The sequence below is a fragment of the Vibrio sp. R12-SG2-ISO1 genome (genome assembly GCF_059834045.1).
The window spans coordinates 21837-46212 of sequence record NZ_JCBDGO010000015.1; the positions used below are offsets into that span (position 1 = coordinate 21837).

Annotated in this window: 22 protein-coding genes and 1 pseudogene; 7 read left to right on the forward strand and 16 right to left on the reverse strand. The window is 49.4% G+C overall.

Annotated elements, in window-relative coordinates:
• The first annotated feature begins 23 nt into the window (after positions 1 to 23).
• Complete coding sequence (gene btsR, locus AC6R10_RS10600) at positions 24 to 737, forward strand: two-component system response regulator BtsR (protein ID WP_500672218.1); 714 nt, start codon at positions 24 to 26, stop codon at positions 735 to 737.
• Here the strand turns inward: btsR and nagZ are convergent.
• Positions 731 to 1735: pseudogene (gene nagZ, locus AC6R10_RS10605) on the reverse strand (beta-N-acetylhexosaminidase); the annotation flags it as partial. The gene btsR and the pseudogene nagZ sit on opposite strands and share 7 nt — an antisense overlap.
• An 86-nt stretch (positions 1736 to 1821) precedes the next feature.
• Between nagZ and AC6R10_RS10610 the strand changes: the two are divergent.
• Together AC6R10_RS10610 and murQ are read left to right on the forward strand one after the other, a co-directional pair.
• Positions 1822 to 2937, forward strand: a complete 1116-nt coding sequence (locus AC6R10_RS10610) for an anhydro-N-acetylmuramic acid kinase (RefSeq protein ID WP_500672219.1) — start codon at positions 1822 to 1824, stop codon at positions 2935 to 2937.
• Between the two features lie 7 nt (positions 2938 to 2944).
• On the forward strand, positions 2945 to 3865 hold the full coding sequence (gene murQ, locus AC6R10_RS10615; protein ID WP_334554067.1) for an N-acetylmuramic acid 6-phosphate etherase: 921 nt from the start codon (positions 2945 to 2947) through the stop codon (positions 3863 to 3865).
• A 100-nt stretch (positions 3866 to 3965) separates the two neighbouring features.
• Here murQ and AC6R10_RS10620 read toward each other — a convergent pair whose 3' ends face one another.
• Complete coding sequence (locus tag AC6R10_RS10620; protein ID WP_487901928.1) at positions 3966 to 4322, reverse strand: DUF2799 domain-containing protein; 357 nt, start codon at positions 4320 to 4322, stop codon at positions 3966 to 3968.
• Positions 4323 to 4546: 224 nt separating this feature from the next.
• Between AC6R10_RS10620 and AC6R10_RS10625 the strand changes: the two genes are divergently transcribed.
• Positions 4547 to 6031 carry a carbon starvation CstA family protein gene (locus tag AC6R10_RS10625; protein WP_487901863.1) on the forward strand — a complete coding sequence of 495 codons (1485 nt, stop codon included), beginning with the start codon at positions 4547 to 4549 and terminating at the stop codon, positions 6029 to 6031.
• A gap of 117 nt (positions 6032 to 6148) precedes the next feature.
• Here AC6R10_RS10625 and ispH read toward each other — a convergent pair whose 3' ends face one another.
• The 6 genes from ispH to murJ form a co-directional block, all read right to left on the reverse strand.
• Entirely contained in the window at positions 6149 to 7114 is a 966-nt protein-coding gene (gene ispH / locus AC6R10_RS10630; protein WP_500626613.1) for a 4-hydroxy-3-methylbut-2-enyl diphosphate reductase, read from the reverse strand.
• 25 nt (positions 7115 to 7139) lie between these two features.
• The gene (fkpB, locus tag AC6R10_RS10635; protein WP_500672220.1) at positions 7140 to 7571 is read right to left on the reverse strand and encodes an FKBP-type peptidyl-prolyl cis-trans isomerase; all 432 of its coding nucleotides are present in this window, start codon (positions 7569 to 7571) and stop codon (positions 7140 to 7142) included.
• A 177-nt stretch (positions 7572 to 7748) separates the two neighbouring features.
• Positions 7749 to 8255, reverse strand: coding sequence for a signal peptidase II (gene lspA, locus AC6R10_RS10640; protein ID WP_500672221.1), 507 nt, complete (start codon positions 8253 to 8255; stop codon positions 7749 to 7751).
• Positions 8256 to 8319: 64 nt separating this feature from the next.
• On the reverse strand, positions 8320 to 11166 hold the full coding sequence (gene ileS, locus AC6R10_RS10645; RefSeq protein WP_500672222.1) for an isoleucine--tRNA ligase: 2847 nt from the start codon (positions 11164 to 11166) through the stop codon (positions 8320 to 8322).
• A gap of 64 nt (positions 11167 to 11230) precedes the next feature.
• Entirely contained in the window at positions 11231 to 12166 is a 936-nt protein-coding gene (gene ribF, locus AC6R10_RS10650) for a bifunctional riboflavin kinase/FAD synthetase (RefSeq protein ID WP_500672223.1), read from the reverse strand.
• A gap of 71 nt (positions 12167 to 12237) precedes the next feature.
• Entirely contained in the window at positions 12238 to 13800 is a 1563-nt protein-coding gene (murJ, locus tag AC6R10_RS10655) for a murein biosynthesis integral membrane protein MurJ (RefSeq protein ID WP_500672224.1), read from the reverse strand.
• Between the two features lie 260 nt (positions 13801 to 14060).
• On the opposite strand from murJ, the gene rpsT reads away from it, so the two are divergent.
• On the forward strand, positions 14061 to 14321 hold the full coding sequence (rpsT, locus tag AC6R10_RS10660; protein WP_004744855.1) for a 30S ribosomal protein S20: 261 nt from the start codon (positions 14061 to 14063) through the stop codon (positions 14319 to 14321).
• Between the two features lie 101 nt (positions 14322 to 14422).
• Here rpsT and AC6R10_RS10665 read toward each other — a convergent pair whose 3' ends face one another.
• Both AC6R10_RS10665 and nhaR read right to left on the reverse strand, forming a co-directional pair.
• Entirely contained in the window at positions 14423 to 14716 is a 294-nt protein-coding gene (locus tag AC6R10_RS10665; protein ID WP_500672324.1) for an ArsR/SmtB family transcription factor, read from the reverse strand.
• A 143-nt stretch (positions 14717 to 14859) separates the two neighbouring features.
• Positions 14860 to 15753, reverse strand: a complete 894-nt coding sequence (nhaR, locus tag AC6R10_RS10670; protein WP_334554050.1) for a transcriptional activator NhaR — start codon at positions 15751 to 15753, stop codon at positions 14860 to 14862.
• A gap of 409 nt (positions 15754 to 16162) precedes the next feature.
• Between nhaR and AC6R10_RS10675 the strand changes: the two genes are divergently transcribed.
• Positions 16163 to 17308, forward strand: a complete 1146-nt coding sequence (locus AC6R10_RS10675; protein ID WP_334554048.1) for a Na/Pi symporter — start codon at positions 16163 to 16165, stop codon at positions 17306 to 17308.
• A 147-nt stretch (positions 17309 to 17455) separates the two neighbouring features.
• On the opposite strand, the gene AC6R10_RS10680 is transcribed toward AC6R10_RS10675, so the two are convergent.
• The 5 genes from AC6R10_RS10680 to rppH are packed head-to-tail and all read right to left on the reverse strand — an operon-like array spanning position 17456 to position 22760.
• Positions 17456 to 18307 (reverse strand): thymidylate synthase, encoded by an 852-nt coding sequence (locus AC6R10_RS10680; protein ID WP_500672225.1) that lies wholly within the window; start codon positions 18305 to 18307, stop codon positions 17456 to 17458.
• Between the two features lie 9 nt (positions 18308 to 18316).
• Entirely contained in the window at positions 18317 to 19138 is an 822-nt protein-coding gene (gene lgt, locus AC6R10_RS10685; protein ID WP_334554044.1) for a prolipoprotein diacylglyceryl transferase, read from the reverse strand.
• A 54-nt stretch (positions 19139 to 19192) separates the two neighbouring features.
• Positions 19193 to 19984 carry a sulfite exporter TauE/SafE family protein gene (locus tag AC6R10_RS10690; protein ID WP_500672226.1) on the reverse strand — a complete coding sequence of 264 codons (792 nt, stop codon included), beginning with the start codon at positions 19982 to 19984 and terminating at the stop codon, positions 19193 to 19195.
• Positions 19985 to 19992: 8 nt separating this feature from the next.
• Entirely contained in the window at positions 19993 to 22239 is a 2247-nt protein-coding gene (gene ptsP, locus AC6R10_RS10695; RefSeq protein ID WP_500672227.1) for a phosphoenolpyruvate--protein phosphotransferase, read from the reverse strand.
• Between the two features lie 2 nt (positions 22240 to 22241).
• The gene (rppH, locus tag AC6R10_RS10700; protein WP_334554039.1) at positions 22242 to 22760 is read right to left on the reverse strand and encodes an RNA pyrophosphohydrolase; all 519 of its coding nucleotides are present in this window, start codon (positions 22758 to 22760) and stop codon (positions 22242 to 22244) included.
• Between the two features lie 615 nt (positions 22761 to 23375).
• Here rppH and mutH point away from each other — a divergent pair.
• Positions 23376 to 24041 carry a DNA mismatch repair endonuclease MutH gene (gene mutH, locus AC6R10_RS10705; RefSeq protein WP_500672228.1) on the forward strand — a complete coding sequence of 222 codons (666 nt, stop codon included), beginning with the start codon at positions 23376 to 23378 and terminating at the stop codon, positions 24039 to 24041.
• Between the two features lie 7 nt (positions 24042 to 24048).
• Here the strand turns inward: mutH and AC6R10_RS10710 are convergent, their stop codons facing one another.
• Positions 24049 to 24360, reverse strand: a complete 312-nt coding sequence (locus tag AC6R10_RS10710) for a DUF6482 family protein (protein WP_487901851.1) — start codon at positions 24358 to 24360, stop codon at positions 24049 to 24051.
• Positions 24361 to 24376 lie beyond the last annotated feature (16 nt).

Genomic DNA, 24376 nt, shown 5'->3' on the forward strand with positions numbered 1-24376 from the left:
GGATTGATGAGTAAGGACGATACATGCTGACAGCACTAGTCATTGATGACGAGCGATTTGCCCGCGAAGAGCTGGCCCAATTGCTTGAAGAAACGGAATGTGTGACCGTCATAGGTGAAGCAAGCAATGCCATTGAGGGGCTAAAGAAGATTAACCAATTGAGGCCAGATGTGGTGTTTCTCGACATTCAAATGCCGCAAATCACAGGGATTGAGCTTTTGAGCATGCTCGACCCCGACACCATGCCCAAAGTGGTGTTTGTCACCGCGTATGATGAGTTTGCCATTCAAGCGTTTGAGGACAATGCGTTTGACTACTTACTCAAGCCGGTTGAGCCTTGTCGTTTGGGAAAAACCATCAAACGACTTAAACACACAGAGCCCCGCCCGCTCCCATCCGCTTTGGCGCCTGAGGCACTGAGTCAAATTCCCTGTATCGGTTTGAACCGCATCGTGATCATCCCAACGCAAGAGGTCGAATTTGCGTACAGCGATATTTCGGGCGTCCATGTACAAACTCGGCATCAAAAAGCGACCTCTCAATTGACGTTAAAGGTGCTGGAAGAAAAAACTCCGCTGGTACGCTGCCATCGCCAGTTTCTCGTCAACTTGAAAACCATTAAGGAGATCAAGTTGCTCGAAAATGGTCTTGCGGAGATCTACACCGTCAGCGGTTACCCGATTCCAGTCAGCCGCCGCTATTTAAAAACACTCAAAGAACGGCTCGGTTTTCACTGATCCAGCAAGCGCTTCATGGCCTCGGAGGCTTGCTTCCACTCATCACTTCGCGTCAGTTCGCTGAGCGTAAATCGCTGGGTCTTGAGTAGCGTGTGTGCCTTAGGGACTGCCTGAATGGTCAAGCCATCCAATACTTGCACTTGTGCATCGCGCTGATTGCACACCAAAACCATATCGCAACCCGCTTGAAGCGATTGCTGCGCGCGCTGTGCAGGACCACCCATGACCGCTGCGCCTTCCATGGTCAAATCATCAGAAAAGACAATGCCATCAAAGCCCAGTTGCTGACGCAAAACCTGCTGCAACCAATAACGTGAACCGCTAGCGGGCTGATCATCAAAGTGAGGGTAGATGACGTGCGCCGGCATCATGGCATCCAATACTCCAGCGTCGATGTGCGCCTTAAAGACTTGCATATCGAGTTCAAAAATCGAACTACGTTCATCAATCGGTGTTTCAAGATGAGAATCAGCAATCACACCACCATGACCTGGGAAGTGTTTGCCTGTCGTGGCCATACCTAGCGTCTTCATCCCCTGCATAAACGCTCGGCTATGACGAATGATGCTCTCCACATCGTCACCGAATGCCCGGTTACCAATCGCACGGCATTCATGCCCTTTATCCAGAACTGGCGCGAAACTTAAATCGACATCGTGCGCGATCAATTCAGCGGCCATCAGCCAGCCACCCCAATGAGCCAGTTGCTCCCCATTCTTATGCTCAGCATACGCTTGAGCGGGGGGAATGGAAGAGAACCCATCGCGAAAACGCTGTACGCGGCCCCCTTCTTGGTCCACGCCAATCAAGATAGGTCGTTTCGCCGCCTGTCGGATAGACGCAGTAAGCGCTTGTAACTGCTCGCTATCGTGATAATTGCGTGTGAACAGAATCACGCCCCCGACGGTAGGATGGCGCAAAATTTCTCGGTCTTCAGCGGTCAGTTCATACCCCGCCACATCTAGCCATAATGGTCCCATGTCAATTGACTCCAGCCCATGGTATTTTTCTCTATGCTGCCGAGAGTATTAGGATTATTCTCGGTTTACAATGGAAAGCATGTCGGCGAAGCGAAAATTTGACCATGAGCGAAAAAGCGTTATACATCGGGATCATGTCAGGCACGAGCCTAGACGGTGTGGACTGTGCCCTTGTCGAGATTGATGACCAAAGTGTCACACTGCGCGATACACTCGACTACCCCTACCCTGACCATCTGCGCCAAAAAGTACTGGCGATGTGCCTTGGTCAGCCGACCCGATTAGACGAGATTGGCGCGCTCGACCATCAGTTAGGCCACCTTTATGCCGATGCAGCGCTAGCGCTCTTAGCGAAATCTGGCACTAAAGCCCTTGATATCGCTGCAATTGGCAATCACGGCCAAACCGTCTTTCATCAACCTAGCGGCCCGACTCCCTTTACCACCCAGCTCGGCGACGCCCATATCATTGCAGCCAAAACGGGTATCGACACGATCGCCGATTTTCGTCGAAAAGACATGGCGCTCGGTGGGCAAGGAGCGCCCTTGGTGCCGGCTTTTCACCAAGCCCTGTTTCCTGTGACAGATTCTAGCGTAGCGGTTCTCAACATCGGCGGCATCGCCAATATTTCGCTGATTCGGCCAGGCAAACCCGTCATCGGTTACGATACCGGGCCGGGCAACATGTTGATGGATGCGTGGTGTGACAAACATCGCGGCGACCCATTTGATAAAGACGCGCAATGGGCACAGCAAGGTCAGGTACATACCCCTTTACTTGACGCTTTACTAACCGATCCCTACCTCACCCAACCTGCCCCGAAAAGTACCGGGCGAGAACATTACAACCTCCCTTGGCTAATGGCACAACTCACTCCTTTTTCACTGCCCACCGAAGACGTGCAGCGTACGTTGTGTGAGTTCACAGCCATCAGCATTGCCAATGAAGTCACACGATACGCCGAAGGCCCCCATCCTGAGTTACTGGTGTGCGGCGGCGGTGTTCGCAATCCGCTGTTGATGCGCAGACTGGCCGCCTTATTGCCACAATGGCAAGTGTGCTCCACAAGCGATAAAGGGGTCGACAGTGATAATATGGAAGCGATGGCGTTTGCTTGGCTAGCCTATCGCCGCCTACATGGATTACCGAGTAATTTACCCGATGTCACCGGTGCTCAGCGCTCAGCCTCGCTTGGCGTGATGTACTGGGCAGAAAAATAGGAACACTATGACTAACGATGCTTTGATTGCCGCCTTGTCTCATCTTGTGTCTGAAGGGCGCAACCCTGACACCATGGACATTGACCTGCAACCGTCGATTGAAATCGTCAAACGCTTAAACCAACAAGATAAGAGCGTACCGCTTGCCGTGGAGAAAGTGCTGCCCGAGGTGGCTCAAGCGGTCGACAAAATCGTCGAGGCGTTTCAAGTCGGCGGTCGGTTGATCTATTTGGGCGCGGGTACCAGTGGCCGCCTTGGTGTGCTTGATGCCTCCGAATGCCCGCCCACCTTTGGCGTATCGGATCAGATGGTCATCGGCTTAATTGCAGGCGGCCAAGACGCGATGTTCAAAGCCAAAGAAGGTGCAGAAGATGACCCGCAGCTTGGCGAGAGTGACTTGCAATCCCTCAACTTAACTCCAGATGATGTGGTGGTGGGCATTGCTGCCAGTGGTCGTACACCTTACGTCATCGGTGCGCTGACCTACGCCAATGAGTTGGGCGCAACGACCGTTGCACTCTCTTGCAATCCTGACTCCCCCATCGCCGAGATCGCAGAGATTGCGATAAGCCCAGTCGTGGGGCCAGAAGCGCTGACGGGTTCAACGCGGCTGAAATCCGGCACGGCGCAAAAGTTGGTGCTCAATATGCTGACCACCGCCAGTATGATCCGACTTGGAAAAAGCTATCAGAATTTGATGGTGGACGTAAAAGCCACCAACAAGAAGTTGCTAGCGCGAGCGACACGCATCGTCATGCAAGCGACAGATTGTGATAAAGCACAGGCCACAAGTACGCTCGAAGAGACCGAGTTTGATGTCAAACTGGCCATTTTAATGATTCTAACTGGGCTGGGTATTCAAGAGGCTCGTGAGCAGTTGCATCACCAACAAGGCTTTCTGCGCGCGGCCGTCGAGAAACACCAGTAGCGCGCAGGGTTATTCAGTAAAGGGCGATTCAGTAAAGGATTATTGAATGTAAGAGTAAACACGGTGCACTCGATCGTGGATGAGCCTTGCTTATCCACCATCAATTATTGTATTCGTCCCAGCCTCGCTTCCACTCCATGCGAAACTGCTGGGCAAACTCGGTGCCTTCACAGGCACCTTGGTAATATTGGCCTGATAATCCAATCTGGTAAGCAAAATTGGGGTTACAGTACTCTTGTACACCCTCGCCATAGCCTTGATCGTAATCGTGCTGTTTAACGACGCCCAAACTAGACAGCTCTTTGAGCGTGCGTTGGCTATTCCCTCGCACACCATCTTGATAGCCGATTTCATACCAATCGCCCTGCTGGGCAAGCTGTTCCACAGACGCACTGCAACCAATGAGTAGCGCGATAGCACTGAATGAAGTGACACTGAAAAGCGTCGTCAGTCCGATTCTCACTCGATATCCTTTTTGATGATTGATTATTAGTAGCTAGACACACCTACTACACCACTAAAGCCGATAAATAGCCACTCCCGCCGCGAAAAAACCACTCATTACCCATACAGACCACTTAACTCACCAAACAACCACTGACCTAACCAGCACACGAAACTCGCCAAACAGCGGAGTAACATACAGGGTGTATCAATAAAACTAACACTAAGGAACGAGCTATGTTGTGGTTTTTAACCTGTGTCGCCGCACTCATCGGCGGGTACTTTATCTACGGCACTTTCGTCGAAAAAGTATTCGGAATCAATGAAAAGCGTCAGACGCCAGCCCATACCAAAGCGGACGGTGTCGACTATGTGGCCATGTCCACCCCTAAAGTTTATCTAGTCCAACTTCTTAATATCGCTGGTGTCGGCCCGATTTTTGGTCCGATAATGGGTGCGCTGTACGGCCCGGCTGCGATGCTATGGATTGTCATCGGTTGTATCTTCGCCGGCGCTGTCCATGATTACTTCTCAGGTATGCTGTCGATTCGTAATGGCGGCGCTTCCGTACCGACGATTACCGGTCGCTACCTAGGTAATGGCGCCAAACATTTCATGAACATTTTTGCCATTGTCTTATTGCTGCTTGTAGGTGTGGTCTTCGTTTCTGCGCCAGCCGGTATGATCACCAATTTGATCAACGACCAAACAAGCCTCAGTGTCAGCATGACGACCATGGTGATTGCGATTTTCGCCTACTACATCATCGCGACTATCGTTCCGGTAGATAAGATCATTGGTCGTTTCTACCCACTGTTCGGCGCGCTACTTATCTTTATGTCTGTCGGTCTAATGACGGCAATCGCCTTCTCTAGCGAGCATACCGTCATGGGTGATTTCCAAGTCTCTGACATGCTTAGCAACCTCAACCCGAATGACATGCCACTCTGGCCTGCACTGTTTATCACCATCGCATGTGGCGCTATTTCAGGTTTCCACGCCACTCAGTCACCACTGATGGCACGTTGTATGGAAAACGAGAAAAACGGTCGCTTTGTTTTCTATGGAGCCATGATCGGTGAAGGTGTGATTGCCCTCATCTGGTGTGCGATTGCGCTTTCATTCTTCGGTTCGCTAGAGTCACTGTCAGAAGCAGTGAAAAATGGTGGCCCAGGTAACGTTGTCTACAGCGCCTCTTTTGGTCTGCTTGGCGTCTTTGGTGGCATCATCGCCTTCCTAGGTGTGGTGATTCTGCCTATCACTTCCGGTGACACTGCGTTTCGTTCGAGCCGTCTAATCTTGGCTGAGTACTTCAACATGGAACAGAAAACACTACGCAACCGCCTACTGATGGCCTTGCCTCTGTTCGTGATTGGTGGCGTATTGACTCAAGTGGACTTCGGTATCATCTGGCGCTACTTCGGTTTTGCAAACCAAACCACTGCGGTGATGATGCTTTGGACAGCGTCGGCGTATCTGCTTCGTCACAACAAACTGCACTGGATTACCACAGTACCAGCGGTCTTCATGACCACGGTATGTGTCACCTTTATCTTAAACAACAGTACGCTAGGCTTTGGTCTGCCGATTCAAGTCTCTACCATTGCGGGTATCCTATTCGCACTGGCCGTGACCGTGTACGTGATTAAAACCTCAAAAGGAAAAGGGGAATCTGAGCTTGCGGATGAAGAAACGCCGCAAACCGTCACCAAGACTGCCTAATTCAATCCACCTTCGCTTCGCACTGCTGGCCTGAATGGCCAGCCAAAGAAAAGGCTCCCATTGGGAGCCTTAATTATTTTGCAGGTGATTTGACTAGCGCGAGAGCCGTCCGTTGCCTTAATCAACCTGTTTGATCTGCAACTCTTTCGGCACTTCAAAGAACATGTTCTCTTCACGGCCTTGGATCTCTTCGATCTCTTTTGCTCCGCCAAGGGCCTTAATCCGCTCAAGGATTTGGTTCACTAACTCTTCAGGGGCTGATGCCCCGGCCGTGACGCCGACTTTCGCTTTACCTTCTAACCATTGCGGCTGCACATCTTCAGGGCAATCGGTCAAGTAACCAGGGGTACCCAGCTTTTCCGCCAACTCTTTGAGGCGAGTGGAGTTCGAGGAGTTTTTCGAGCCGACAACAATCACCACATCCACATCTTGCGCCATTTCACGCACCGCATCTTGGCGGTTCTGGGTTGCGTAGCAGATGTCGTCTTTGCGCGGCCCTTGAATATCGGGAAACACGCGACGCAGCTCATCAATCACATCGGCGGTTTCATCCACCGATAAGGTGGTTTGGCTGACATAGTGAAGATGCGAAGGGTCTTTGACTTTCGCCTTCAACGCCATCACATCACTTGGGGTCTCAACTAGGTACATGCCCCCTGTTTGACTGGCATACTGGCCCATGGTGCCTTCCACTTCAGGGTGACCGGCGTGGCCGATGAGCACCACTTCCATGTTCTTGCGGCTCGCTCTCGCCACTTCCATATGGACTTTTGTCACCAAAGGACAGGTGGCATCAAACACAGTCAGAGCACGTTCTTTGGCCTCTTTGCGTACCGCTTGCGACACGCCGTGAGCGGAGAAGATGACGATGTTGTCGTCAGGCACTTCACTCAGTTCTTCAACGAAGACGGCCCCACGTTGCTTTAAGCCTTCAACCACAAATCGGTTGTGTACCACTTCATGGCGAACGTAGATTGGCGGTTGATACATCTCCAATGCACGCTCAACTATGCTGATTGCGCGATCAACACCAGCACAAAAGCCACGGGGGTTCGCTAACAGAATTTTCATTTCATTGCTCATCGAGTCATCGTCTTCAATTGGGCGGTTATTCTACTGATAAAATTTCAACTTCAAAAGTCACATCTTGCCCAGCTAATGGGTGGTTGAAATCCACCGTGACGGAGTCGCCCGCAATTTCAGTGATGATGCCGGGGATTTCCATGCCATCTGGGCCTGAAAATGCCATGATGGTGCCCACTTCAACTTCAGCATCCCCAACGAATTTGGTTCGGTCCATGTGATGAATGTTATCTGGATTGGGTACGCCAAACGCATCGCTGGCGGCGAGCTCTATCAATTTGCTGTCCCCTTGCTTGAGACCAAGCAAACATTGCTCAAAATTATCACTCAAACTGCCATCACCAATCACTAACTTGGCGGGCTTGCCCATGTTGTGGGTACTGTCGGCAATAGAGCCATCTTTCATCTTGATGGTAAAGTGCAGCGTTACTGCGCTGTCTTGGGCGATTGTCATCACGTTACGGCTTCCTTGTTATTGTCATTCTTCGGTCTCACTCTGCGACCACTTTTCTCGTTCTGCGTCCAGTTTCTAGCTCTGCGTCCAGTTCCTAGCTCTGCGTCCAGTTATAGTAAAAAGCGCCGTCCGAATCAACGGACGACGCCTAAGGTTATTGCTGTCACAGACCTTTACGACTCATGCTTGGCTCTTTTTGCTACGAAAACCGTCCAAAATGATCATCGCGGCGCCAATGCAAATGGCACTGTCTGCCAAGTTGAACGCAGGCCAATGGTAATTACCCCAGAAGAAATCGAGATAATCGACCACAAAGCCGTGGACTACACGATCAAAAACGTTCCCCACCGCGCCGCCGATAATCAGCGCGTAGGCGATGTTGTTCCACTTTTCTGTGCTCGGCAGCTTGCTCATCCAGTAGCTAAGTAGCCCCGTCACTATCACAGCGATCGCAGTAAAGAACCAGCGCTGCCAGCCAGCCTGATCACTCAAGAAACTGAATGCCGCGCCATAATTGTGAACGTAAAGAAGATTGAAGAAGGGTAAGACTTCGATACGATTTGCCCAGCCATACCCCATGTTATCCATCACCAACCATTTAATCGCAATGTCTGCGACAAAAATCACCAATGCCAACCACAGCCAGCGCAGGCCAGATTGTTTTAATGTCAATGCGTGCTCACTCATGCTCTTACCTAAAAACAGCCCCAGTGTATACTGGGGCTGTTTATTTGACTTAAAGTTCAATGAATTACGCGAATTTACGCGTTTCACCATCGCCTTCTACGTTGGAGACACAGCGACCACAAATGGCTTCGTGACCCGCAATCGTGCCCACGTCTGGCGTGTGGTGCCAACAGCGATCGCACTTCTTCGCATCAGTGGCATGCACTTCAACGAACAAACCGTCCAGCTCTGTTGCTTGCGCCGCATCGCTTTTCTCGCTCAGTGGTTTCACCACAGCAGCAGAGGTCAGGAGTACGAATCGAAGTTCATCTTCCAGCTTATTGATTTTCGCGGCTAACGCGTCGTCTGCGAACAGCGTAACTTCCGCTTGTAATGAACCACCGATGGTTTTCTCTTTACGTGCATCTTCAAGCAGCTTGTTCACACTACCACGAACGGCTTGAATGTCCGCCCAAAACGCGTTGTTGAGCTCTTCACCTTGTGCAAGACCAAACAGGCCATCAAACCATTCGCCGGTAAAGACGAACTTGTCGCGTGACTCACCGCTTGGCAAAGCACTTGGCATTTCATTCCAAATTTCATCGGCAGTGAATGACATGATCGGTGCCATCCAGCGAACCAAAGCTTCGACGATGTAGTACAGCGCCGTCTGACAGCTGCGTTGAGCGTGACCACCACGTTTCGCCGTGTATTGACGGTCTTTAATCACGTCTAGGTAGAATGAGCCCATCTCGATAGAACAGAACTGCATAAGACGCTGTGTCACCGCGTGCGTGTTGTACTCGCCGTACGCTTTGACAATCTCTTCTTGCGCCGCCAATGCGCGACCGACAGCCCAACGGTCTAGTGCTACCATCTCTTCTGCTGGCACGATGTCTGTCGCTGGGTTAAAGCCACTGAGATTCGCTAAGAAGAAACGCGCAGTGTTACGAATACGACGGTAAGCATCCGCCGAGCGTTTTAGAATTTCGTCTGAAACCGCCACTTCACCCGTGTAATCTGTCGATGCGACCCAGAGACGCAGAATATCTGCACCCAGTTTGTTGGTCACATCTTTCGGTGCCACAACGTTACCGATGGATTTCGACATTTTACGGCCTTGACCGTCAACCACGAAACCGTGCGTCAATACTTGTTTGTATGGCGCTTCGCCTTTCATCGCAATCGATGAAATCAGTGAAGACTGGAACCAACCACGGTGCTGGTCTGAACCTTCAAGGTAAAGGTCTGCACTGTTGCCGTTGTACTCTTCACGATCATCAACCACTGAGTAGTGCGTGACACCAGAGTCGAACCATACGTCTAGCGTATCCAGTACTTTTTCGTAGTGATCGGCTTCTTCGCCAAGCAGTTCTGAAATCTCCAGATCCCACCAAGCCTGAATGCCTTTCTGTTCAACAAGCTGAGCGACTTTCTCAACCAGTTCAATCGTATTTGGATGAAGCTCTGCAGTCTCTTTATGTACAAACAGAGCAATTGGCACACCCCAAGTACGTTGACGAGAGATACACCACTCCGGACGACCTTCAATCATGCCTTCAATACGGCTTTGGCCCCACTCTGGCATCCACTCAACACCCTTGATGGATTCCAGCGCCTTAGCACGCAGACCAGCTTGATCCATCGACACAAACCACTGTGGAGTCGCGCGGAAGATGATGGGCGTTTTATGACGCCAGCAGTGTGGGTAGCTGTGCTCGTAAGCATGGTGATGAAGAAGTGCGCCTTTCTCTTTCAGCGTTTCCACCACGGCATCGTTCGCTTTGAAGACGTGTTGACCAGCAAAAAGCTCGGTATCCGGTAGGTAAACACCGTTTGAACCTACTGGGTTTGCCACTTCTAGGTTGTACTTGTTGCCCACAGCGAAGTCTTCTTGACCGTGACCAGGCGCAGTGTGTACCACACCCGTACCCGACTCAGTAGTCACGTGATCGCCAAGGATAGCTGGCACAGTGAAATCGTAGAACGGATGTTGGAATTGAGTCAGTTCAAGATCCGCACCTTTCGCAAAGCCTAGGTTGTGGAAATGCTCGATACCAGCACGGTCCATCACGTCTTTCGCCAGTTCAGCGGCGACGATGATGCGCTCTTTTGTTTCGCCTTCAACTTGAATAAGGACATACTCTAGATCGTCACGTAGACACACCGCGCGGTTCGCCGGCAACGTCCACGGCGTGGTCGTCCAAATAACAATCGAAATCTCACCTTCGCCTTCGTGGCCTTCATTGAGGTTAAACTTCGACAGCAGTGCAGCTTCATCCGCCGCTTTAAAGCGCACGTCAATAGAAGGAGAGACTTTGTCTTTGTATTCCACTTCCGCTTCCGCAAGCGCACTGCCACAGTCTGTACACCAGTGAACCGGTTTAAAGCCTTTTAGCAGATGGCCGTTGTCGGCAATCTTACCCAACGCGCGAATGATGTTTGCTTCTGTCGCAAAGTCCATGGTGCGGTATGGTTTATCCCACTCACCCATGATGCCTAAGCGCTTAAAGCTCTCTTTTTGACCTTCTACTTGGCCCTGTGCGTATTGACGACACTTGTCACGGAACTCTGCCGCCGATACTTTTTGCCCAGGCTTACCCACTTTCTTTTCTACCATCAATTCAATGGGTAGACCGTGGCAGTCCCAGCCAGGGATATAAGGCGCATCGAAGCCGGAAAGCGTCTTCGATTTAATAATAATGTCTTTAAGAATCTTGTTTAGTGCGTGACCAATATGAATGTCACCGTTGGCGTATGGAGGGCCATCGTGTAGAACGAAAGATTTTTTGCCTTTCTTCGCTTTACGGATTTCACCGTAAAGGTCTTCTTTATACCAACGCTCGAGCATTTCTGGCTCACGGTTCGCCAGGTTGCCGCGCATTGGAAACCCTGTTTCAGGAAGGTTCAGGGTATCTTTATACTCACTCATCGATTCTTAATTCCGTTGTGTTGGGCGAAAGTTAGACATTAGGCCAAACGGTGGACTAAACCGTTTAGCGGTCATGCTGACGCAGCCACACCCTTGCTGCCTCAGCATCCAATTCAATTTGTTGTTTTAAAGCGTCGAATGACTCAAATTTTTGCTCATCGCGCAGCTTATGTAAAAGTACGATTTCTAGCTGTTTGCCATACAAGTTGGCTTGAAAGTCGAATAAATGCACTTCGAGTTGTTGCCGAACTCCGTTGACGGTCGGGCGATTGCCTATGTTGGCCACGCCACCAATCGGCTGCGTGCCTAGACCTAGTGCCTCAACGACGTAAACGCCAGAGACCGGCGATACGCAACGTTTTAAAGGGATATTTGCGGTAGGAAAACCTATCGTTCTTCCCAATTTTCGGCCGTGGGACACACGCCCACTAATACTGTAATCGCGTCCAAGCATCGTCGCGGCAAGCGCTAAGTCATCTTTTGCAAGCGCATCACGAATCAAGGTGCTGCTGACACGGTCGGTTTGCAGACAAAAGCTTTGCGTACTCACCACTTCAAAACCGTGGGTTTTACCCGCTAGTTTCAGCATCTCAAAGTTACCAAGACGCCCGCGACCGAAGCAAAAATCATCGCCTACGACCAGAAACTTAACACCCAAACGCTTGACCAACAAGTCGCTAATAAACTCGTCAGCCGTCAGGTTGGCAAACTCTTGATTAAAGTTCACGCATAGCAGTCGCTCAAGGCCCAATTTGCTTAACTGGACAAATTTGTCACGCAGACGCGTTAAACGCGCTGGCGCATTGTGCTTGGCAAACAACTCCAATGGTTGCGGGTCAAAAGTCATCACGGTTGACGGCAAGCCTAGCATGCTCGCTTGTTGCGACACTTGACGCAGCACAGCCTGGTGGCCTAAATGTACGCCGTCGAAGTTTCCTATCGTCAACACACACCCATAATGCTGGGCTTTGATGTTATGAATCCCTCGAATTAATTCCATTGGACGTTGATAAAACCTGTGTATTTGTGATTACTAAAGCGTGAAACTGACGGATTATATACTAATCCGCGTTACTCTGTCGCTGCTTTTAAATCTTTTGCTCGCACGCCCATCACCAGTAGTGACAATAGGTAAACCCCTGCGCCAAGACCGATTAACAACGCCAGTGACACCACTCTGTCACTAAGGCTCCACTCCAGCCACACCGACATACTGTCCAGTTGTGAACTTATCGCCGCGACCATCAACCCGCCGGCAACGATAAGCTTGCCAACAAACCACCACGTTCTACTAGTCAATTGGTAGACCCCCGCGCGATGCAAGCCTCGGTAGAGCAGCGCCATATTGACAAACGCAGAGAGCGCGGTCGCCATAGCAAGGCCCACATAACCATAAAACCAAGCAAAAATGGCGTTAAACACCATGTTGGAGACCATGGCGATGATGCCGTATTTGACCGGCGTTTTGGTATCTTGACGCGAGTAGTAACCAGGAGCTAACACCTTGATAAGCATAAAGTTCAGCAACCCTGAGGCATACGCCACCAGCGACAGCGAGGCAAACTGGACGTCTTGCGCTGAAAACTCACCGCGCATGAATAGCACCATCAGCATCGGTTTGGCCAGCACCATCAACCCTAGCATTGCCGGGATCCCAAGTAGCGTGACCATTCTTACCCCCCAATCCATGGTGTGGGCAAATCCTTCACGCTGCTCATCAACGTGCTTGCGAGATAGCGCCGGCAAAATAACGGTCGCAATGGCAATACCAAACAGGCCGAGAGGAAATTCCAGCAATCGATCCGAATAGTAAAGCCAACTGATCGAGCCTGTTTGAAGAAAACTGGCAATAAAGGTATCAAACAACAAGTTGATTTGACTGACCGATACCCCAAAGAGCGCAGGGATCATCAGGGTGCGAATTTTCACGACCCCGGGATCACGCCATCCCCACTTGGGCTTGACCATCACACCGGCTTTAATAAGAAACGGCAGTTGAAAAAGAAACTGGACTAGACCGCCCAAGAACACCCCAATCGCCAGGCCAATTTCAGGCTGCGCCAATTGAGGGGCGATCCACCACGCCGAAGCGATGATCATTACATTGAGAAACACCGGGGTAAAAGAGGAGACCGCAAACTTACCGAGCGTATTGAGGATCGCGCCAGACAGCGCAACAAATGTGATGAACCATAAATAAGGAAAGGTAATTTTGAGCATCAGACTGGCCAGCTCAAATTTTTCTGCCGATGGTCCGCCACTCAGCCAATCGAGAAACCAGCCAAAACCAAACAGAGCCGTGACGATACCCGAGCCCAACACACCAAGCAGTGTGACAATAGAAACAATGACGCCGAGCGTTCCGGCCGCGCGGGCAATCAGTTGGCGGGTTTTCTCCTCATCACCAGTGGCGTGATATTCGGTCAATACCGGCACAAAGGCTTGAGAAAACGCGCCTTCAGCAAACAGGCGGCGTAAAAAGTTGGGAATTTTATTGGCGAAGAAGAAGACATCAGCACTCGCCCCTGCCCCCATCAAATTTGCGACCACGACGTCGCGCACAAGGCCCAACACTCGAGAAATCAATGTCATAGCACTGACAATCATGCCTGATTTTAAGAGACGTTTACTCACGACTACCTCAAGAACTCGCTCATACTAACAATTCAGTGCTTGGGTTATTAGGGAATAACTCATTGAGAGCAGATTAGTATTAGCATTGAAAAAAAAATACTGATAGAATCCCCGCCATCTTAACCGTGAAGACCTTTCTAATCCAAAATTTGTTTGGCTGCGATGGGTTTTTGCACAAATCATTTGACATTTAGGCGCAAATGAGGGATATTCCTCGCCCTTAAATTGTCACCGAACTAAAGTTTTTGGGAGTTAGACCCTTGGCAAATAGTAAATCTGCTAAGAAGCGCGCTATCCAAGCTGAGAAACGTCGCCAGCACAACGCTAGCCGTCGTTCTATGATGCGCACTTACATGAAGAAAACTGTTGCTGCTATCGAAGCAGGCGACAAAGCTGCTGCAACTGAAGCATTTGCTGCAGTTACACCAATCCTAGACCGCATGGCAACTAAAGGCCTTATTCACAAGAATAAAGCTGCTCGTCATAAGTCTCGTTTCGCTGCTGCAATCAAAGCTCTATAATAGAACTCTGATTTCCCAGTGAAGAAAAAACCGGCTATTGCCGGTTTTTTTATATCTGAAATTTGTCGAACCTTACACCAGTTCTTGTGGTAAGCCATGCATCAAGAACAGTAAAGATGGTGCAACAGCTCGATCATCTTCTTCACTTCTTCGCTGTGAAGAGTGTAATACACCGTCTGCGCTTCTTTGCGCGTCACCACGAGTTCATCACGACGTAGCCACGCTAAGTGCTGAGATAGCGCAGACTGACTTAGCTGCAACTGCACGGACAATTCCCCAACCGACAGCTCTTGGTTATGCAAAAGACACAAAATCTGCAAGCGTCTTTCGTTCGCCATCGCTTTGAGTAAGACAACTGCTTGAGCAGAGTTCTTTTCCATCTCTTCCAGATTCATCACTACCTACCCCTAAACCCGATGAGCAAAGAAGCCCTAACTTCCCGCACGTGATACTCTTTTATCGCTGTTTCAGCCCATTTGCCGCAGGCTGCTGATAGTAATCTAAATAAGAACAGTAATCTATTCTCATTTAGGCAAGGTTATAAATTAAACAAAGAATTGAAATCTGCGTCACACACATTTTTCACCGCTGGATGTTGAATCATTCGCTCAGCAAATATCACGTAGTACTCTTCTTTTAGCTCCTCAATATCACCGATGTGTTGCAGCGGCAGATCGCTATCAACTTCCGAGACATATAAAGAAGGCGCCAAAAAGATCACGTCTTGATGATAACGAGCAAACGCCTTCATGAGCGCAGCGTCATCAAACTCGCCCAAAATATTCGGTTGTAAACCCTGACGATCAAACCATTGCAGCACTTTGCGCCCCATTGCCGTGCGACTACCGGGGATCAGCAGTTTTCGATGCTCTAACACACTTGGAAAACTCGCCCCAGCCACTTGGCCACTGCAGAAAAAGCTCATCTTGGACTCACCCAACTTTTTACTGTACAGACCTGGACTTTGACTTGAGTCCACCGGGCAATCAGACAAAATCATATCCAACTTGTGCTGCGACAATTGCTCAAGCAACATTTCATGCGTCGATTCAAAGCAGCGTAAATGAATACTGTTGTCTTGCGGCACCGTAGTCATCAGGATCTTGCTAACCAAACGCTTTGAGAGCGCATCCGCTACCCCCACATCAAACAGCAGGTTGGAACGTTGGCTGTAATTGACGATATCCAACATCTCATAGCTTAGACCAAACATTCTGTCCGCATACTTATAGACCAATTGGCCCAGTTCAGTGGGCTCGATGCTGCGTCCGTTGCGCTTAGTCAACTTTCCATCCATGCGCTCTTCTAACGCTTTGATCTGGCCGGTGACCGTTTGCGGCGTTAAAAACAAGGCATCTGCAGCTTTCGTCACTGAGCCTTGTTTGCACACCATCCAAAAATAGTAGAGGTGGTTATAGTTCAAATGAGACATAGGGGAAACAACTTCAATAAACGCACAATAGATAAGGGTTATATCAAAACTCGTTGATGACAACAATAACTCGTCAAAACCGAACAATCACTGAATTTTCACTACTAATACCGAAATTTAATAATGACTTTATGACACTCTTCTGTCATAAAGCTGACGAGAAAAAGCCGCTCAGTTGAATTTTTTGTCAAAAAATGCGCTCGTGCACAGTTTTATCAATTCAAAATAATTAATAATTTTCAATAAGTTAGTTTAATCGTAACGTAAGGATTACACCGATAAGCCTCGCTATCCCTCAAAAAAGACCGCATTACATAGAAATGTAATATTACTGAAATATTTCCTCTCTAACATCAGCCTCAATTTCAACAACCGACCAATAAGTATTAAACGGTCCACGGAGAAAATTATGAACCAAGCTACTACTACAGCAGCACCAATCTCGAGTACGACTCGCTGGTTACGCTGGGCTAACTTGGCATTCATGTTATACCTACTACTACTTGCTGTTTCTATGGTAGGTAGCGGCTTTAAATGGGCAACCGGCGATCAAGCTAAAGTCCTATTTGAATTTGCGTCACACCCTATTGCTGGATTAATGATTGGCTTGACTGCCACCGCCTTGATCCAATCCTCAAGTACCGTCACCTCTATTATTGTCGGTTTGGTGGCAGGTGGTTTGCCTGTTGAGACCGCCATTCCAATGATCATGGGTGCCAACATTGGTACGACAGTCACCAACACCTTGGTCTCTCTTGGTCACATTCGCAATAAAGAAGAGTTCAAACGTGCATTCGCCAGTGCCACGATTCATGACTTCTTCAACCTGCTTGCCGTTGCTATCTTCCTTCCGTTGGAAATGATGTTTGGCATTCTAGAGAAGATCTCCCACTGGCTAGTCTCTCCGTTCCTTGCAACGGGTGACATGAGCATGAAAGGCTTGAACTTCATCAAACCTATCACTAAACCTGTTGTGAATGCCGTCAAGGAGCCGTTGGCAACCTTTGGCGATACCATGGGTGGGGTGCTATTGATTGTTCTAGGCATTGCGACCATCTTCGTTGCCATTACCGTTATGGGTAAATTGATGAAGAGCTTGATGGTTGGCCGTGCTCGTGAGATTTTGAAGAGCGCTATCGGTCGTGGTCCTATCCACGGCATCGTGTCTGGCTCTGTAGTGACCGTACTGGTTCAATCTTCCTCTACTACGACCAGCTTGATGGTACCGCTTGTAGGCTCTGGCGTGTTGAAAGTCCGTGACGTCTACCCATTCACTCTGGGTGCGAACATCGGTACTTGTATCACAGCCTTGCTTGCTGCAACGGCAGCCTCGGGTGAGTTCGCGGTTTTTGCACTGCAGATTGCCTTGGTGCACCTCGCATTTAACGTATTGGCCACCGTGTTCATCTTCGGTATTCCGTTCTTACGTGAGCTACCGGTCAAAGCCGCCGACATGATTTCAGACATGGCGGTGAAGAACAAAGCGGTCGTCGCCGCCTATTTGGTGACAGTATTTTTAGTCCTACCAGGCGCTATCCTTGCACTGACAACCTAAACACACTTGCCATCGCATACTAAGCCCTCAACCTCGGTTAAGGGCTTTTTTTATACAAAAAAACCAGCGAGTACGCTGGTTTCTTGTTAGTCATTGCAGTGCGAATAGCTATTGCACTGAAAATAGATATTACCCTGAGGGTGGCTATTACACTGAAAACGGATAGTGAATTGGGTCATGGTGCTCATACCCTTCCACCCAAAAGTCATCCAAGGTGACCCAAGTTTCCAAATCTTCCAAGGTTTTGATCTCTGGGTTGATGTGGAACGTGGGCGCGGCCAAAGGTTCACGCTTCAACTGAACATCTCGCATTAGGGCTAACTGGTCTTCGTAGATGTGTGCATTGACAATCTTGTGGTAGGCTTGTCCGGCTTTCTTGCCCGTAATTTGCGCCATGATCGCCAAGAAGACATACACTTGAACCATATTAAAATTCAGGCCCAACGGCACATCACACGAACGCTGTGTACTATTGAGGTACAAGGTATCCCCAAGCAGAGAGAAATGGTGGCTGTACATGCACGGGCGTAAACATCCCATGTGAAACTCACCCGGGTTATAGAAATTGAGGATTTCACCGCGATCATCCACGCCTCGAGTCAGGTCATCGACAATTTTTCGCAGCTGATCAATATGACCGCCATCGGGTTTGGCCCAAGCTCGACCTTGAACGCCGTAGACGCGTCCCATGTCATCGTCACCTTTGCGGTGAGGGTTCTCAAGCCAAGCGGTATTTAAGTTGGCATTGGCATCCCAAGTTTTTGTGCCTAGCTGACGAAAATCGGCGGCATTGTCATACCCTCGGATGTATCCAAGCAATTCTGCCACAGCGGCCTTCCAAAAGCTCTTACGTGTGGTCACGAGTGGGAATTGATTTTTCGCTACATCATAAGTGAGATCGGCATTGATCACCGTTAGGCAACGCTTGCCCGTGCGCTCATTTTCTACCCATTCTCCTTGGTCAACGATGCGCTGACAAAGATCTAAATACTGTTTCACAGCCAATCCTTACTTCGTTTGTTGTGGTAATTCATCTTTATAAAGCCCACGTCGATATGCCCAAGCGACCATCAAGGCACCAATGATCACCATTGGTAGAGACAAGATTTGCCCCATAGAGATAAACCCGCCAAAGAGGCCCAAATGCGCATCAGGCTCACGTACGTACTCGACCAAGAAACGGAAGGTACCATAACCGGCAAGGAAGAGCCCTGATACAGCGCCAAGCGGACGCGGCTTTTTAATAAACCAGTTGAGAATAAAGAACAGCACTATGCCTTCGAGCAGCATTTCGTATAACTGAGACGGGTGACGCGGCAGTGGACCACCATTTGGGAAGACAAACGCCCAAGGCACATCCGTCACACGCCCCCACAGCTCGCTGTTCATAAAATTACCTAAACGGCCCATACCGAGACCAAACGGCACCAGCGGGGCGATGAAGTCGGCCACACCGAAGAAGGTTCGACCGTTCTTTTTCGCGTACCAGAACATCGCGCTAATGACACCCAGCAGGCCACCGTGGAATGACATACCGCCGGTCCATACTTTAAACAGATAAAGCGGGTCTTGAAGGAAGAGGTCAAAGTTGTAAAACAGCACATAGCCAACTCGGCCACCAATGACCACACCGAGAAAACCAGCAAACAGCAAATCGGACACCTGCTCTCGTGTCCAGCCACTGCCGGGCTTATCTGCGCGGCGGTTCGCTAGCCAAAGAGCAAAAGCAAATCCCACCAAGTACATTAAACCGTACCAACGGATAGAGAGTGGGCCAATGGAGAGTAATACCGGATCAATATTTGGAAAGTCTAGATATCCCTGGGACATAGGAGAGATTCTCTTGTGGTGTTCAATGAGTTCAAGATAGAAGTTGAGAGTGCGTCACAGTAGCATAGTTCCCGCAACGAACATTAAAAACAGTGCAAATATTTTTTTCAGCCTCGTGGTTGGCATACTGGTCGCTAATGTCGCACCAAAACGAGTGGTCAACATTGAGGTGGAGGCGATCGCCACTAAGGCAGGTAGATAGACATAGCCGAGGCTGCCCACGGGCAGCGCTTGTGCCTGCATGCCGTTAAGAATAAACCCCAACATGCCCGAGATGGCTAACACACAACCACAGACCGATGACGACCCGACCGCTTTTCTCATTTCAATCCCATGACGATTGAGAAACGGTACCGACAACGACCCACCACCAATCCCGGCCAGACTCGACACCACACCAATTCCCATCCCCGTCGAGAGCGTTGCCGCGTGCCCCGGCATTTCTCTCGTTTGAGTCGCTTTGAGAGAAAACAGCATTTGCAAAGAGAGCATCAGAACAATGCCTCCAAACACTTTGGGTAAGTAAGCGGCCGGTATCCACTCTGCGACGTGCGCGCCAAGAAAGCCGCCAATCACCACACCAGGCATCAGCCACTTGATGACGAACATATCGACATTACCGAGTTTAAAGTGGTTGAGGGCCGATGAACCGGAAGTGATGATAATCGACGCAAGCGAGGTCGCGAGGGCCATGTGCATGGCGATATCTGGATCAATCCCCGCCAACGGGAGTAAGAAAAGCAATGAGGGAACGACAATCAAACCGCCGCCAATACCAAGTAAGCCAGCCATCACGCCGACAAAGGCACCGAGTACCAACAATAAGCCAAGAAATACTACAAACACTGCCGATCCTATCGTTTACCTGCGCGAATAAAGCCGGCAAAACCTTTCTGCTCAAAAAAGGCCTGCATCATAGCATAGATGTCTTTTCCATAAGCTTGTGACAGCGCATTTTGCGCCAAATGTTGCAGTTCATTGACTTGAGTATGTCTGAGGAGATACTTGATCTTAGCGACATTCGAGGTATTCATACTCAGGCTTCGATACCCCAAGCCCACCATCAACATCGCCCCGATCGGATCGCCCGCCAATTCACCACAGATGCACACCGGAATGCCTAACTCATCGCAGGTACGACGAATGTGATCCAGTGCCATCACCACCGATGGATGCATAGATTCGTAGACATCGGCCACGCGTGAGTTATTGCGATCCACCGCCAACAGGTATTGGGTTAAGTCGTTCGTCCCGATAGAGACAAAATCGACTTTCTCGGCAATCATCGGAAGCAGATAAATCATCGAAGGCACTTCAATCATGACACCAATTTGCGGCATGCTCAGTCGCTCATCGAGCAGTTTGACTTCTTGATAAGCCCGCTCAATCAGCGTGATGGCATCATCCAACTCCTGCGCCCCTGATACCATTGGCAGTAAAATACTTAAGTTATGATGCGTCGTGCTCGCGCGTAGCATAGCGCGTATCTGCATCAAGAAAATATCGGGATGATCTAAGGTAAAACGGATACCGCGCCAACCAAGAAATGGATTGTCCTCTTCAATCGGCAGATAGGGTAAGGCTTTATCACCGCCGATATCAAGCGTGCGCATCACCACTCGTTTATCTGGATAACTATTGAGTACCGCTTGATACTGCTGGGTTTGCTCTTCTTCCGAGGGAAACCGGTGCTGAAGCAAAAAAGAAATTTCGGTTCGATAGAGGCCAACCCCATCAACGCCCTGATTGATGGCAATGTTAGTGTCTGCGCTCAGACCAGCATTGAGCATCACTTCCACTCGTTCGCCATCCTGAGTACAAGCCGGTGCTTGAATGGTCTGATTGACCAAGTTAGACAGCTCCGCCTCTTCGTTGACCAGCGCGCGATACTCTCTCAGTAACTGTTTGCTCGGTGAAATCAGAATCTTACCGCTGTAACCGTCGACAATCCCCTGCTTACCATTGATCGCTTTGAGATTGAGGTTTACGCCCATCACGGCCGGAATACCGAGCGCACGCGACAAAATCGCGGCGTGCGAGTTCGCCGCGCCCTCTAAGGCAATCACCGCCAGTAACTTATCTTTAGGGATAGAGGCGAGCAAAGAAGCGGTCAGTTCACGCACCACGAGGATGATTGGGCGCTCAATCAATTGCTGCTCTTTGTCGGTATTGTGCAAGAAAAACAGTAAGCGTTGACCCAGCTCGCGAATGTCTTGCGCTCTTTCTCGTAGATAGAGATCCGACATGCGGGCAAAACGGTTCGAGTAGGACTCGACCACTTGTCTCAGCGCCCAGTCAGCTCTATCGCCTTTTTGGATTTGCGACTTGAGATCTTTGCGCAACATGGGATCGTTAAGCAAGTGAGTAAAGAGGTCAAAAATGGCTAAAGCGTCTTTGTTGATTTCGCTGTCGAGCTTTTTACGCATACGACGAAAATCGCCGAGCGCTTCTTCAATCGCCAGTAAGAGCCACTCTTGCTCTCGTTCGATATCCAGTGTAGAAGCTGGATACACCTCAGATAACTCCGGCTGAGTATCGTCCCACCAGAACTCACCAATGGCCACACCACTTGAGGCAGGCAGCCCTCGAATCGCTTGCTGCTTTTTCTCTAATCGCCAATGACCTTGGGTTTGAGCATGGGCAATAATCACCGCAAGCTGCGCCGCTAGGGTAACAAGGAAGGACTCCTCCATTTCGTCAAACTGACGCGGCGTCTTTTGCTGCACCACCAAAACACCCAACACTTGCTTACGGTGGATAATCGGTGTGCCAAGAAAGCTGTGATAAATCTCTTCACCCAGCTCGGAGAAGTATTTGAAATCCGGATGTTTGGAGGCTTCAGCGAGGTTGAGCGGCTCAGCACTGCGCTTGACCAAACCTACCAAGCCCTCTTCAAAGCGGATATGGATTTTATCCCCTTTAAAGCGCAGACCTTGAGTCGCCATCAGCTCAAGGCGCTGCATTTCTTCATTTGCAAGATAGACAGTACAACACTCCGTACTCATCGCGTTGCACGTTTGCTTAACCAATACATCTAAGGCCTGATGCACATCATCGACCTTAGAAACTTGTTCAACTATTTCCCTTAGTTGAGACAGCATGTCTATCCTCTTTTGTGTTTACGTTTGCCTTTCGTCCTGCGTTCTTTGAACGGCATTGCCATCGAGGCGAACTCTTTCATTGCGCGGCGATACACATCACGCTTGAAAGAAACCACTTGTCGCACCGGATACCAATAACTTACCCAACGCCAACCATCAAATTCAGGGGAACTCCCGTGCTGCATATTGATCTTTGCTTCATCACAATCTAGCCGCAGGAGGAACCATTTCTGTTTTTGCCCGATACAAACAGGTTTTGAGTCCCATCGAACCAGCCGTTTGGGTAATTTATACCTTAACCAATGACGACTCGTTGCCACTATGGTGACATCACTCTTTGTTAAACCCACTTCTTCATACAGTTCCCGATACATTGCTTGCTCGGGAGTCTCACCGTCGTCAATTCCCCCTTGAGGAAACTGCCAAGAATGTTGTCCGTATCGTTTAGCCCAGAATACCTGACCATGGTTGTTACAGATTACAATTCCCACATTTAAGCGGTAACCATCGCCATCTATCACTGGCCACCCTCTAGTAAAATCTTTTATTACAGTGATTTTTCCACATATCCCCAATCGGAGCAAACTTCCTATTGTGACTCACACTCAATTTATGGCGTCACGCACCTACTCTGCATATTTTTCAGCCAACCCTACAGTTATTCACACAGTTGTGAGACATGGCCCACATTTATTCACCTTTTCTGTGTATAACTATGTGAAGAATCTCGGTTCAACTGATCATTTTCCCGCCAAGTCTCACCTGGCAAAATAAAACAGAAAGAACGCTAAGCCACAAAATGATTTAAAAACAATAATATAGATGAAGGCTATTTATTACCAATCCGTTTTTATCTGACATATTTCACGCACAACACAGATCGGTTAAAGATCCACCAGAGGACACTTTATCCACACAGCCAAGATGTAAAATAACAACAACCGCAGAAATCAAGCCTAAAACAGCCCTAAAACCCCTGTTAATTGATCCAGATATTAAAAATATTGCTTAATGTCGATGAAATTCTGTGGATAAGTTTATTTAGTAGGATCTTTCACCACTGGGGATCCCAAGCAAGATTTCATCGCTCGAATGGATTCGATACAATGTCTCACCAACCTTAAGGAAGCGTATTGATGAAATCAGCCCCACACTCCGAGCAAGAACTGTTTGAACGAGCCAGTGAAATCGCAGGACTCACTGTTGCAGAACTCGCCCAGGAAGCCCAGATGACGGTGCCGGAAAATCTACAGCGTGATAAAGGCTGGGTCGGTCAATTACTGGAATGGCATTTAGGCGCTACCGCAGGCAGCAAACCACAGCAAGACTTTGAGCATCTCGGGATTGAACTTAAGACCATTCCCATCAGTTATAGCGGTAAGCCACTGGAAACCACCTTTGTTTGTGTCGCCCCTTTAACGGGAGTGCATGGTTTAACATGGGAAAACAGCCACGTAAGAAACAAGTTATCACGGGTACTGTGGGTGCCGGTTGAGGGGGAACGAGAAATTCCACTGGCAGAGCGGCGTGTTGGCTCCCCGCTTTTGTGGTCGCCAAGTGTCGAAGAAGAACGTCAACTGCAAGCGGACTGGGAAGAGCTGATGGAGATGATCGTACTTGGCCAAGTCAGCCACATTACCGCTAAGCACGGTGAAGTCCTGCAAATCAGACCGAAAGCCGCCAACAGTCGAGTCTCAACCGACGCCTACGGCGCAACAGGAAAACGCATCAAGACGCTACCTCGCGGCTTTTACTTGCGTACGCAATTTACCGCCAACATACTCGCTCGTCATTTTATTTAGCGCCAGCTCAATGCGTCGTGAGCGACAACGCCACATCGTGAAAACGAGGTCCACTGCCCGAGCCACACTCATCATAGGTGTTGTGCAATCTTAAGTAGGCGCGCTCAACACCGAGTTTCAACAGCGCCTCTCTCACCTGCTCTATCGAATCAAAATGAAGGGGCTCTTCTCCTTCTCTGATGGGTTCGAGCTTATGCTTGTATTCCACCGCTAACAAGTATTGCGATACATCGGAACATCCGATAACGAACACCTTGGGTGGCTGATAACTCTCTTTGTGATCGCCGTGGATCCATTTATCTAACTGAACTTTTTGCATCGCGCACCTTCATCCC